The organism is Microvirga tunisiensis (assembly GCF_009296175.1).
GTDB classification, from domain to species: domain Bacteria; phylum Pseudomonadota; class Alphaproteobacteria; order Rhizobiales; family Beijerinckiaceae; genus Microvirga; species Microvirga tunisiensis.
This window is the reverse complement of record NZ_VOSK01000184.1, coordinates 1-13,152: the sequence shown is the minus strand read 5'-3', so window position 1 is coordinate 13,152 and position 13,152 is coordinate 1. Positions and strand designations below refer to the sequence as shown.

Annotated in this window: 7 protein-coding genes and 2 pseudogenes; 7 read left to right on the top strand and 2 right to left on the bottom strand. The window is 61.3% G+C overall.

Going from position 1 to position 13,152, the window contains the following annotated elements:
• Positions 1-490: pseudogene (locus FS320_RS28455) on the bottom strand (hypothetical protein); the annotation flags it as partial.
• Positions 491-809: 319 nt separating this feature from the next.
• Between FS320_RS28455 and FS320_RS48445 the strand changes: the two are divergent.
• On the top strand, positions 810-1,004 hold the full coding sequence (locus FS320_RS48445) for a hypothetical protein (RefSeq protein ID WP_152715636.1): 195 nt from the start codon (positions 810-812) through the stop codon (positions 1,002-1,004).
• Between the two features lie 230 nt (positions 1,005-1,234).
• Here the strand turns inward: FS320_RS48445 and FS320_RS28445 are convergent, their stop codons facing one another.
• Positions 1,235-2,209, bottom strand: a complete 975-nt coding sequence (locus FS320_RS28445) for a TAXI family TRAP transporter solute-binding subunit (protein ID WP_244627446.1) — start codon at positions 2,207-2,209, stop codon at positions 1,235-1,237.
• 444 nt (positions 2,210-2,653) lie between these two features.
• Between FS320_RS28445 and aceE the strand changes: the two genes are divergently transcribed.
• The 6 genes and pseudogenes from aceE to FS320_RS28415 all read left to right on the top strand — a co-directional run.
• Positions 2,654-5,314 carry a pyruvate dehydrogenase (acetyl-transferring), homodimeric type gene (aceE, locus tag FS320_RS28440; RefSeq protein ID WP_162003294.1) on the top strand — a complete coding sequence of 887 codons (2,661 nt, stop codon included), beginning with the start codon at positions 2,654-2,656 and terminating at the stop codon, positions 5,312-5,314.
• Between the two features lie 69 nt (positions 5,315-5,383).
• Positions 5,384-6,652, top strand: a complete 1,269-nt coding sequence (aceF, locus tag FS320_RS28435) for a dihydrolipoyllysine-residue acetyltransferase (RefSeq protein ID WP_420846783.1) — start codon at positions 5,384-5,386, stop codon at positions 6,650-6,652.
• 28 nt (positions 6,653-6,680) lie between these two features.
• A complete protein-coding gene (gene lpdA / locus FS320_RS28430; RefSeq protein ID WP_152715631.1) occupies positions 6,681-8,834 on the top strand; it encodes a dihydrolipoyl dehydrogenase in 2,154 nt (717 codons plus the stop codon).
• Positions 8,835-8,917: 83 nt separating this feature from the next.
• The gene (locus FS320_RS28425) at positions 8,918-11,263 is read left to right on the top strand and encodes an NADP-dependent malic enzyme (RefSeq protein WP_152715629.1); all 2,346 of its coding nucleotides are present in this window, start codon (positions 8,918-8,920) and stop codon (positions 11,261-11,263) included.
• Between the two features lie 27 nt (positions 11,264-11,290).
• Entirely contained in the window at positions 11,291-12,670 is a 1,380-nt protein-coding gene (locus FS320_RS28420; protein WP_152715627.1) for a dicarboxylate/amino acid:cation symporter, read from the top strand.
• A gap of 26 nt (positions 12,671-12,696) precedes the next feature.
• Positions 12,697-13,152 (top strand): annotated as a pseudogene (locus FS320_RS28415) (hypothetical protein); the annotation flags it as partial.

Genomic DNA, 13,152 nt, shown 5'->3' with positions numbered 1-13,152 from the left:
GCTTGTCCGGCGAGCGAGCCGACTGCCCATCGTCCGACGAAAGGCCTGCCAGGCCCAGCCAGCGTTGTCCGGCCTCCTGCCAGATCTGCAGCCCCGAGCGCCACAGATCCTGATTGAAGTCCACCACAGCCTGGGCCGCCCTGGGTTTTCCGAGAGAGCGGAGCCAAACAATTCGCAAGGCCCGGGTGATTTCAGCCCAATCGACAGGGACGACCTCTCGCAATGGATTGGCGTTCCACACCTGATCGATGGAACGCAGTGTCGGATTCTTGGACAGACTCTCCTGGAACTGCTTGACTCCTCCGGCGATGAGACTCGAAGCAGGGTTGCGCGCTGTCATTTGCCACCACGCGGTGCCTGGATCAGCCAGGCCCTGGGCTGGGGCAGACATCTGGTCCATCCAGGAGGCCCAAAGTCTCAGCATCACATCGGGCCCGGGCACGTTGCTGTTCATCTGCGTTTGTGTCTCGTGAGTGTCGTCGCCGGCCATCAGCTTCCTCCAAAGTGTCTTTGTGTCTTGAACAGTCTTTCCGCGGTGGCCTCGAGGTGCCTATTCCTGCTCCGCCATCCAGCAGCTACAGAGTGAGGTGAGAGAAAGAGAACTCCGCGACTGATGTTTCACCTGCATCAACAACGGATGCGCGACTATCAGACAACGCACCAGCGCGCTGGACAGGTTCATGTGAGTTGAGCCTATTAAGTTCACGCGAAAAAGCCGCCTTGTGCCGCTCCTGCAGGGCTTCAGGTTGATGAACTCGTGCAATACTGCCGCGTTAGCAAGACAGTTCACAAAAACCGGGAGCACAGGCATGGCAAAACCTCAGGATCAGCCGGCCACGCAAGATAAGCCAAAACTGAGCCCCGGAGATGTGGCTGAACCCGGTACGCCGGGGACGGGCGAGGATGTCTGTCCCGACTGCAAGGGCTCTGGCCAAATTGGCAGCGCGCCGTGTCCGGCGTGCGGAGGCACAGGCAAGGTGATCGAGGGGATTGGCGGTGGGTAGAACAACTTGGGCCGCCAGATCGTGTCCATTCCCGAAGAAAGCTGATTACCTGCGGAGCGATTTTGCAGAGGGTTCTCTGGGTCATCCAGAAAGAATTCGGCAGTAGGTTTTAGGCCTCTTAACAGGACCTGGCCCGAGATAGAAAGGGCAACGTCCAGTTAAATAATAGAACGCGATCGAGTGTCGATCGCTCGAAATAGATTGTTATATTGAGCGTTCAATAAATCTGCTCAATCATTGCGGATAACGCCAACAACACCCTTGTTTTGGTACCAGCGGCTTGCCCCGTCGTGAAACGGCAGAAAGGTATTGCGGGTGAAGTTCCCCGGCACCGTCTCGGCCGCGGCCGAGTGGACCTCGACCAGCTCGTCATGGTTCGCAAAGACCGCCTCAACGATTGAGTAAGCAAGGTCCGCGGGAACATCGCGATGAGCGACAGCGAAATTGTAAAGCCCGACCGTCCCGTAGTTGCTCCTCAGGGATGGGTAGGCGCCTGCTCCAACCACAGAAGCCCCAAGTTCCGGCATGGCGAGACGTAGATCGAGGATCTGTTGCGAGGCAAGTGGAACGTAACGGACCTTTCCCTTTTGTTCGAGATCAATAAACGAAGGAAATGGAACACCTGCGGCCACTGCGAGGGCATCGAGACTTCCAGCCTGCACCTGGTTCGCCACGTCAGCCCAGTCGCCATGAGCAAGCGAGGCGTCAACTTTCAAAACCTTGAAGAATTCGGGGATGTAGGCTCCCGATGTACCACCCTGCGGGCCAATGCCGACGCGCTTGCCGTTGAGTTCGCCCACTGAGCGGATGCCGGACTCCTCAAGGACCATGAACTGGAATGGCGTGTCGTACATGGGAAAGAGAGCGCGCATCGTTCTCAGTTGTTTGCCTCCGGTCCAAGGGGCTGATCCGTTCCAGCCCTGCAGAGCCACGCCAAGGGTCACAAACCCGATCTGGATTTCGCCAGCCTCCAGTAAGAGGATGTTCTGCCCTGGTCCTTCTGTGGCTCGGGCTGTGACTGGAAGGTTGAGGGCGCGGGTCAGAATTCGCGCGAGCCCTTCGCCATAGGCATAGTACGTCCCTCCAGGGGAGGCTGTGCCGATCGTCAGTGACGGGGGCCAATGCGGCTCTACGGCCGAAGCGGGCTGACAGAAGGCAAACAGCGCCAGAAGCATCGCAAAGATCTTCGCAGCGAATCGAAGCATGGGAACCTTCCTCGCTTTCGATGAGGCGGTGCCGGTTCAAGATATCCCGCATTACTGGAATGCAGTCTTTCCTAAACACTCCAGATTGTGAAGTGATATTGTGAACCAATCGCATGAACTGGGTGTCGGACGGCCTGTTCATCACGCCTGATTTGGGCGTATGGCTCAGCTTGCCCTGGTCGAGAATACTATCGACTGGCTCTACTCAACACCTGCAATGTCCATAACCTGAACTCGTTCAGGTCAGTTATGATGACCTACAAGAGACCCCATTGCCTTGGACTTTCGCAACCGGAACCGAATACAGCACTCCTGAGTTCCTCTCTCCAGCAGCGTAACCTCTGTTAATCAGAACATTTTTTCGGCCGAATCCAAATAATCAGCGTACCCGCGTCCAAGTAATCAGCGCGCCCGCGTCTGACGGGAGGCGCCTGGGAGGTGACGGTGGACCGCAGTCGCGACGTTGATCCAGTCGAGACCAGAGAATGGCTCGACTCGTTGAATGGTGTTCTGGAGGTCGATGGCCCCGACAGAGTCCACTTCCTCTTGGAACAGGTAATCGACGGAGCCCACCGCAAGGGTGCTCCTGTCCCGTACTCGGCAACAACCCCCTACGTGAACACAATTCCTGTCGCGCGGCAGGAGCCCCATCCCGGTGACAGGGCCATCGAGCACCGGATCCGGTCGGCCATCCGCTGGAACGCTCTCGCCATCGTGCTCAAGGCCAACAAGGAATCCTCCGAACTCGGAGGCCACATCGCCAGCTTCCAATCGGCTGCAACCCTCTACGACACCGGCTTCATGCATTTCTGGCGGGCGGCCTCCGATGAACATGGCGGTGATCTCGTCTACATACAGGGCCACTCCTCACCGGGCGTCTATGCTCGTGCCTTCCTCGAGGGCCGCCTTACGGAGGAGCAACTCCTCAGCTTCCGTCAGGAGGTCGACGGCAAGGGCCTGTCCTCCTACCCGCACCCGTGGCTGATGCCTGACTTCTGGCAGTTCCCAACTGTGTCAATGGGGTTAGGCCCATTGATGGCGATCTACCAGGCGCGCTTTCTCAAGTACCTGCATTTCCGAGGCCTCGCCCAAACCGAGGGGCGCAGGGTCTGGGCCTTCATGGGCGACGGCGAGATGGATGAGCCGGAGAGCCTCGGCGCGATCTCGCTCGCCGGACGCGAGAAGCTCGATAACCTCATCTTTGTCATCAACTGCAACCTGCAGCGCCTCGACGGACCGGTGCGGGGCAATGGAAAGATCGTCCAGGAGCTCGAGGCCAACTTCCGGGGAGCTGGCTGGAATGTCCTCAAGGTGCTGTGGGGCTCAGGCTGGGACGCTCTGTTTGAGAAGGATACGAGCGGTCTGCTCGTGAAGCTGATGGAGGAATGTGTCGACGGCGAGTACCAGGACTTCAAGTCCAAGGACGGCGCTTACATCCGCGAGCACTTCTTTGGCCGCTATCCCGAGACCCTGGCGCTGGTCGCCGATATGTCGAATGACGAGATCTGGAAGCTCACCCGCGGCGGGCATGACCCGAGCAAAGTCTATGCAGCCTATGCGGCCGCCGTAAAGCACAAGGGCCAGCCCACCCTGATCCTGGCCAAGACCGTCAAGGGCTATGGCATGGGCGAGGCCGGCGAGGGCCAGAACATCACCCATCAGCAGAAGAAGATGGGCGAGGCGGTGCTGCGCCAGTTCCGCGACCGTTTCCAGATTGACCTGACGGACGAGCAGCTCCAAGAGATGCCGTTCATCCGTTTTGCCGACGATAGCCCGGAGATGCGCTATCTGAGGGCCCGCCGCGAGGCGCTCGGCGGCTATTTGCCATCGCGCCGGCGCAAGTCGGATCCTCTGAACGTGCCGCCGCTCTCTGCCTTCGAGCCGCAGCTCAAGGCGACGGAGGGACGCGAGATCTCAACCACTATGGCGTTCGTCCGGGTCCTCAACACACTGCTGCGCGACAAGACCATCGGCAGGCACGTGGTGCCGATTGTGCCGGATGAAAGTCGCACCTTCGGCATGGAAGGCATGTTCCGCCAGTTCGGCATCTTCTCCCAGGTCGGCCAGCTCTACCGGCCCGAGGACGCCAACCAGCTCATGTTCTACAAGGAGGACAGATCCGGCCAGATGCTCCAGGAGGGCATTAATGAGGCTGGCGCCATGTCCTCGTGGATTGCGGCTGCGACGGCGTATTCCACGTCGAACACGCCAATGATTCCGTTCTACGTCTACTACTCCATGTTCGGCTTCCAACGGGTCGGCGATCTCGCCTGGGCCGCCGGCGACCTCAGGGCACGCGGCTTCCTGATCGGCGGCACGGCAGGGCGTACCACGCTCAACGGGGAGGGCCTGCAGCACGAGGACGGCCACAGCCATCTGTTCTCGGCCACGATCCCCAACTGCATTTCTTATGACCCGACCTTCTCGTATGAGGTTGCCGTCATTGTCCAGGACGGTCTGCGCCGGATGTATGCCGAGCAGGAAGACATCTTCTACTACCTGACGGTGATGAACGAGAACTACGAGCATCCCGCGATGCCGGAGGGCGCTCAGGAAGGTATCCTGAAGGGCATGTACCTGTTCCGGGAAGGACAGGGACCAAAGAAAGCCCCGCGGGTGCAACTCCTCGGCAGCGGCACGATCCTGCGCGAGGTGATTGCAGCTGCCGATCTGCTCGCTCCGGACTTCAACATCGCAGCGGATGTGTGGAGCTGCCCGAGCTTTACGGAACTCGCCCGCGAGGCGATGGCGGTCGAGCGCTGGAACTTGCTTCATCCGACAGAAGAAGCGCGCAAGTCCCATGTCGAGACGTGCTTGGGGAACCGTGGCGGACCAGTCGTGGCCGCGAGTGATTACATGCGTCTCTTTGCCGATCAGATCCGGCCGTTCGTGCCGCACCGCTACCGCGTGCTGGGAACGGATGGGTTCGGCCGCTCCGATTATCGCAAGCGCCTGCGCGATTTCTTCGAGGTCGACCGCCGGTGGATCGCGGTGGCGGCGCTCAAAACCCTTGCCGACGAGGGAACGGTGAAGCCCACCGTCGTGGCTGAGGCCATCGCCAAGTACAGCATCGATCCGGAGAAACCCGCGCCGTGGACAGTCTGAGCATCCCGTAGCGAAGTCATCGAAATGGCGCCCCGCCCAACGAGGTCGCCTGATCGGAGGAGGAACACCGTGGCAACTGAGGTGAAGATCCCTGACATTGGCGACTACAAGGATGTACCGATCGTCGAGGTGCACGTCAAAGAAGGGGATCCTGTCAACGCGGACGATCCTCTCATCTCACTTGAGTCCGACAAAGCCACCATGGAGGTGCCGGCGCCCTCCGCCGGGATTGTCGAGAAACTGCTGATCAAGCTGGGGGACAAGGTCAGCGAGGGCCATCCCATCGTGCTGCTGAAGGATGGCGACGCCACCATGCCTGAGCCACCGTCGCTGATCGAGCAGCAGGAGCCGACCCCGCCGCCCGCCCGCGCGCTATCGCCGCCGGCGACCGTCCCCGCGAAGCCGAACGGTCAGAGTGTCCAATCGGATTTCGGGCAGGTTCACGCCAGTCCGAGCGTGCGGCGCCTGGCGCGTGAGCTTGACATCGATCTTGGGACCATCCGCGGGACCGGCGAGAAGGGCCGGATCACCAAGGACGATGTGAAGGCTACCCTCCGAGGCCCGGCCGCGCCGGTCTCGGCGCCTGCTCCTGCAGGCGGGATGGGCATTCCCGAAATCCCACCGGTCGACTTCTCCAAGTTCGGCCCGATCGAGATGCGTCCGCTGCCGCGGATCAAGAAGATCTCAGGCCCGCACCTTCATCGCGCCTGGCTCAACGTGCCTTTGGTGACGCATCAGGACGAGGCGGACATCACCGAGACGGACGTCTACCGTAAGGAGCTCGATGCTGCAGCCAAGGACAAGGGCTATCGCGTCACGCTGCTCGCCTTCCTGATGAAGGCTTCTGTGTCGGCGCTCAAGGAGTTCCCAGAATTTAATGCTTCGCTGAGCCCCGAAAAGGACGCCCTGATCCTGAAGCAGTACTATCATATCGGGGTGGCAGTCGACACACCGGAAGGGTTGGTCGTGCCAGTCATCCGCGACGTCGATCGTAAGGGTATTGGCGACATCAGCCAGGAGCTTGGGGCGGTGTCGAAGAAAGCCCGCGACGGCAAGCTCGGGGCGACCGACATGCAGGGTGCCTCCTTCACGATCTCGAGCCTCGGAGGGATTGGCGGCATGGCCTTCACGCCGCTCGTCAACGCTCCTGAGGTAGCAATTCTAGGAGTCGTGCGCTCCCGGATGGCGCCGGTCTGGGATGGTGAGACCTTCCAGCCGCGGCTGATGCTGCCACTGTCGGTGTCGTACGACCACCGCGTGATCGATGGCGCCCTGGCGGCCCGGTTCACACGCCAACTCGCGCATGTGCTGGAGGATGTTCGCCGCTTGGTTCTCTGACCTGACCCGCGCCCTGGGAGACAATGTAATGAGCACGATGACCGAGATCCACCTGCCCGACATCGGCGACTTCAAAGATATCCCGGTGATTGAGGTGCACATTCAGCCGGGCAGCAGGATCAACGTCGATGACACCCTGATCACGCTGGAGTCCGACAAGGCGACCATGGACATTCCGGCAACAGCGGCCGGCACTGTCCGCGAGGTCAGGGTGAAAACGGGCGACCGGATCTCGCAAGGCGATTTGATCATCACCTTGGACGCGGAGGGAGCACCCGCCATTCCGCCCAAGGAGCGAATCAAGGAGGAGGCCGCTCCGTCGCCGGGCCCGGGCCAAGCCGGCTACGGCAGTCCCAGCGGGGTGTATGAGGCAATCGAGGTCAGGATCCCGGATATCGGCGATTACACGAACGTGCCGATCATCGAAGTCCATGTGCAGCCGGGAGCTACCATCAAGGTCGACGACCCGTTGATCACGCTGGAATCCGACAAGGCGACCATGGAGGTGCCCGCTGCACACAGCGGCACGATCGGGGAAGTCAGAGTCAAGGTCGGGGATCGCGTTTCCCAAGGCGACGTGATCGCTGTCATGGAAGGCGGTGCAAGTATCTCCGCTACGCCGCTCGGTGACCACGCGCCCGGTCAGGGCCAAGCCGGCTACGGATCATCAGCGGTTGAGACCCGGGCTGGACCGAAAGGGAACGTGCATCGGGCCCCTGCGCCCACCCCAAAGCCACCGGTCGCAGCGGCAGGAGACTTCCATGCGGAAGTGCTGGTGCTCGGGGCAGGGCCGGGCGGTTACACCGCCGCCTTCCGGGCCGCCGATCTGGGCAAGAACGTCGTGCTTGTGGACCGCTGGCCGAGCCTTGGGGGCGTCTGCCTGAACGTAGGCTGCATTCCCTCCAAGGCACTCCTGCACGCCGCCAGGGTCATCGACGAGTCGCGAGCCATGGGGGCACATGGCATCGGCTTTGCGGAGCCTTCGATCGATATCGAGAAGCTGCGTGGCTGGAAGGATGGGGTCGTGAAGCGGCTCACGGGAGGCCTGGCCGGTCTCGCCAAACAGCGCAAGGTGACGGTCGTGCCAGGCGTCGGGCGGTTTGTGTCCATGAACCAGTTGGAGGTCAGATCGGACGAGGGGTCAACAAAGATCGTGAGCTTCGAGCAGGCAATCATCGCGGCTGGATCGGAGCCGGTGACACTCCCCTTCATCCCACACGATGATCCGCGCGTGATCGACTCCACGGGAGCGCTCGAGCTGGATGGTGTCCCACAGCGGCTCCTGGTCATTGGCGGCGGCATCATCGGCCTGGAGATGGCGACCGTCTATCACGCGCTCGGCGCCAAGGTGACCGTCGTCGAGCTGATGGACCAGATTATCCCAGGCGCCGACAAGGACATCATCACGCCGCTGATGAAGCGGATCTCGAAGCAGTATGAGGCCATCCACCTCAAGGCGAAGGTCACCAACGTCGATGCCAACGGGCAGGGACTAACCGTGCACTTCGAGGGCGGCAGCGCACCGGCCACGGACACTTTCGACAAGATCCTCGTGGCGGTCGGTCGCAGACCAAACGGCAAGCTGATCGGAGCAGAGAATGCTGGGATCGCGGTGGACGCGCACGGCTTCATCCCGGTCGACCGGCAGATGCGCACCAACGTGCCGCATATCTTCGCCATCGGCGACATCGTCGGCCAGCCGATGCTGGCCCACAAGGCCGTGCACGAGGGCAAGGTTGCGGCCGAGACGACAGCCGGCAAGAACGCGTTCTTCGACGCCAAAGTGATCCCGTCGGTCGCCTACACCGATCCAGAAGTGGCCTGGGTCGGGCTGACCGAGAACGAGGCCAAGGCGACAGGAGTTAAGTACGGCAAGGGCGTTTTCCCCTGGGCGGCAAGCGGACGCTCGCTGTCACTCGGACGCGACGAGGGCCTCACCAAGGTTCTGTTCGACGAAGGCACAGACCGGATCATTGGCTGCAGCATCGTCGGACCATCCGCGGGTGACCTGATCGCCGAGGCGGCGCTCGCCATCGAGATGGGGGCGGATGCGCAGGACATCGGGCTGACCATTCACCCGCACCCGACGCTCTCGGAAACCATTGGCATGGCGGCCGAAGCGTTTGAGGGCACGATCACCGACCTCTACATGCCGAAGAAGCAGCCACAGAAGGCACACTGAACCGATTGTTGGGCGCGAACAGGCAACGTGCCTCTGCAAGTCTTGGAAACCACGTGCCGCCAGTCGTGCCAAAGTGAGGATCCATGAGCCAGGAAATAAACTTCAAAGCACCGGCTGCCGGGGCAAGCCCATCCGAATCAGATGCCGATGAACTTCTGGGCAAGGCCGCTCTCGACTACCATCGCTTCCCGACCCCAGGGAAGATCACCGTTCTGCCGACCAAGGACATGACCACGCAGCGCGACCTTGCGCTGGCCTACTCTCCTGGCGTGGCGGCCGCGTGTCTCGCCATTAAGGATGATCCACTTGAGGCCGCAAACCTGACATCGCGCGGGAACCTGGTCGCTGTGGTTTCTAATGGCACGGCTGTGCTGGGCTTGGGCAACATCGGGGCCCTGGCCGGAAAGCCCGTCATGGAAGGCAAGGGCTGCCTGTTCCGCAAGTTTGCGGGCATCGATGTGTTTGACATTGAGATCGATGAGACCGACCCGGACAAGCTCATCGACATCATCGCCTCGCTCGAGCCGACCTTCGGCGGCATCAACCTGGAGGACATCAAGGCACCCGAATGCTTCGTGATCGAGACGAAGCTGCGCGAGCGCATGAAGATCCCGGTCTTCCACGACGATCAGCACGGGACAGCGATCGTCGCTGCGGCGGCTGTCCTCAACGGCCTGAAGGTGGTCGGCAAGCGCATCGAGGACGTCAAGCTCGTCTGCTCAGGAGCCGGCGCGGCGGCGATCGCGTGTCTCAATATCTTGGTCGGCCTCGGCGTTCGCAAGGAGAACATCCTCATCACCGATTCCAAGGGCGTCGTCTACCAAGGTCGCACCGAGGCCATGGACGAGCAGAAGGCGCAGTATGCCCGTCCGACCTCCGCTCGGACCCTCGGCGAGATCGTTGAGGGAGCCGACATTTTTCTCGGTCTCTCGGCTGCCGGTGTCCTCAAGCCCGAGATGGTGAGAACCATGGCGGAGAGGCCGCTGATCCTGGCCCTCGCCAATCCCGACCCGGAGATCCGGCCGGAGCTCGCGAAAGAGGTTCGGCCGGATGCCATCATCGCCACCGGGCGATCAGACTATCCCAACCAGGTCAACAACGTTCTCTGCTTCCCGTTCATCTTCCGTGGCGCCCTCGACGTGGGCGCCAGCACGATCAATGAGGAGATGAAGCTCGCAGCAGTCCGGGCGATCGCCGAGCTCGCGCAGGCCGAGCAGTCGGACGTCGTAACGGCCGCCTACGGCATTCAGGACATCAGCTTCGGCCCTGATTATCTCATCCCACGCCCGTTCGACCCACGGCTGATCACGAAGGTCGCGCCAGCCGTCGCCCAGGCGGCGATGGACAGCGGCGTGGCGACCCGGCCGCTGCCGAACCTCGAGGAGTATCGGCGGTCCCTCCAGCGGTTTGTCTACACCTCCGGAACGGTGATGCAGCCGGTCTTTGCCGCGGCCGCCGCGTCCGGCCGCAAGCGCATCGTATATGCGGAAGGTGAGGACGACCGTGTCCTTCGCGCTGCCCAAGTGGTGGTCGATGAGAGCCTTGCAACGCCAATCCTGGTGGGTCGGCCGGACGTGATCGCCCAGAAAATCGCAGCGTTGGGCCTTCGCCTGCAACCCGGCCGCGACATCGAGATCGCCAGCTTCGACGATCACGATGCCATGGCTGACGCCGCGGAGGCCTATTATCAGCAACGCAAGCGGCACGGCCTGTCCCGTGATGTCGCAGCAGCCGAAACACGGCGCAACAGCACCCTGATCGGGGCAATGCTGCTCTGTGGCGGCCAAGCGGACGGGCTCCTGTGCGGCACATTCGGGGCCTATGCCAATCATCTGCGCTACGTTGAGGAGGTCATCGGACAGGCAGAGGGGGCCCACAGCTTCGCCGCGATGGGCCTGCTCCAGCTGCCGCGGCACACTGTCTTCATCTGTGATCCTTATATCCACCTTGACCCCACGGCAGAGGAGATCGCCGAGATGGCTATTCTGGCCGCGGCCGAGCTGAGGCGCTTTGGCCAGACACCGCGCATCGCCCTCGTATCGCACTCCAACTTCGGGACCGCCAGTGATCCGTCGGCACGCAAGATGCGGGACGCGCTCGAACTGATCAATCGCCGCGCCCCAGATCTCGAAGTCGAAGGCGAGATGCATGCAGATGCAGCGCTCAGCAGGCCGTTGCTCAACCGCATCTTCCCGGATGCGCGGCTTTCGGCCGAGGCGAACCTCCTGATCATGCCGAACCTCGATGCCGCGAATGCCACCTTCAACGCCCTCAAGATGGTCGCCGGGCAGGGAATCAGCGTCGGGCCGATCCTGCTCGGTGCCGCCAAGCCAGTCCATATCCTCACCCCCACCGCGACTGTACGAGGAATTGTAAATATGACCGCATTGACCGCGGTGGCGGCCGGATCAGCCCCGCATGACAACTGACAGAACCTCTTGGAGGGAGGATTTGCAATGGCAACGGTAACCCCGACAACGGCAGTCCTGGAATCCCACCATAAAGGCCGATGGTATCAGCACCTCTACGTCCAAGTACTCACGGCGATCGTGCTGGGTGTCGCCCTCGGCCACTTCTATCCCTCCCTCGGCGAAGCGATGAAGCCCCTGGGCGACGCCTTCATCAAGATGATCAAGATGCTCATCGCGCCGATCATCTTCTTCACGGTCGTGCATGGCATCGCGAGCATGAAGGACATGAAAAAGGTCGGCCGGGTCGGCCTAAAGGCTCTCATCTATTTTGAGGTCGTGACGACACTTGCCCTGGTGATCGGACTGATCGTCGTCAATCTATGGCAGCCGGGTGTCGGGATGAATGTCGATCTCTCCCGCGTCGACACTTCGTCAATCGCGACCTACACCACAAAGGCGAAGGACCAGAGTACCATCGGGTTCCTGATGGAGATCATTCCGTCGACGGTTGTCGGCGCCTTTGCGACTGGTGAAATCCTCCAGGTCCTGTTCTTCGCGATCCTGTTCGCCTTCGGCTTGCAGGCTCTTGGTACGCATGGCGAGCCGGTGCTGCGTCTCATCGACATCGTCAGTCACATCTTCTTTCGCATCGTCGGCTTGATCATGAAGCTGGCCCCGATTGGCGCGTTCGGCGCGATGGCCTTCACGATCGGCAAGTACGGGGTGGGAACTCTGTGGTCGCTCGGCAACTTCATGCTCGCCTTCTACACGACCTGCCTGCTGTTCATCTTTGGCGTCCTGGGCGGCATTGCGGCGCTGTGCGGGTTTTCCATCTTCAAGTTCATCAGGTACATCAAGGAAGAGTTGCTGATCGTCCTCGGTACCTCGTCCTCGGAGTCGGTGCTCCCGCGCATGATCGCCAAGATGGAGAACCTGGGCTGCGAGAGCTCTGTGGTCGGGCTCGTGATTCCCACCGGATACTCCTTCAATCTCGATGGCACTTGCATCTATCTGACGATGGCGGCGGTGTTCCTCGCCCAGGCAACCAACACCGACCTGACCCTGTCGCAGGAACTGGGCATCATCCTGATTCTCCTGCTCACCTCAAAGGGAGCGGCCGGAGTCACTGGATCCGGCTTCATCGTTTTGGCTGCGACACTTGCCTCGGTCGGCACAATCCCGGTCGCAAGCATCGCCCTGATTCTTGGAATCGATCGCTTCATGTCGGAGGCGCGGGCCCTCACCAACTTGATCGGCAATGGTCTGGCGACTGTCGTTGTTGCGAAATGGGAAAGCGCTCTCGATGAAAAGCGCCTCCACCAGCGCTTGAACCAGGAGACGGATCTTGAAGCCAATGAGCCAGAAACGGTGAAGGTAGAGGATGATGTCGCTGAGGCGGGTGTCCCACAGCCGATCCGGGTGTGAGCGGCAAGCCCGAGGGAGCAATGACTATGTCCGACGAGCGTAGTTCGGATACACGTGCGGACCATCAGCAGGAGCCCACCTCACAGCCCCGTGCGGAGTCGTCTCTCCATCAGATTGTGGTTGTTGGCGGCGGTGCGGCAGGGCTGCAGCTTGTGACCAAGCTGGGAGACCGGCTCGGTCGACATAAAAAAGCACAGGCGACGCTCGTCGAACGCTCCAGGACCCATATCTGGAAACCTCTTCTGCATGAGGTTGCGGCTGGCAGCATGGATGTCGGCCACCATGCCGTGGACTACCTGGCGCAGGCGCACCGGCATTATTTCCGCTATCGCATTGGAGAGATGATCGATCTAATTGTTTGGTGGCGGAACGTTGTTGGGATCGGGTGCGTTACGCCATTGAGGAGTACACTTGGCGCTTTGACGGCCTGCGACGCCGAGCTTCTCACCGCAGGAGGACGTGATGCACTCCCTTCATCCGCA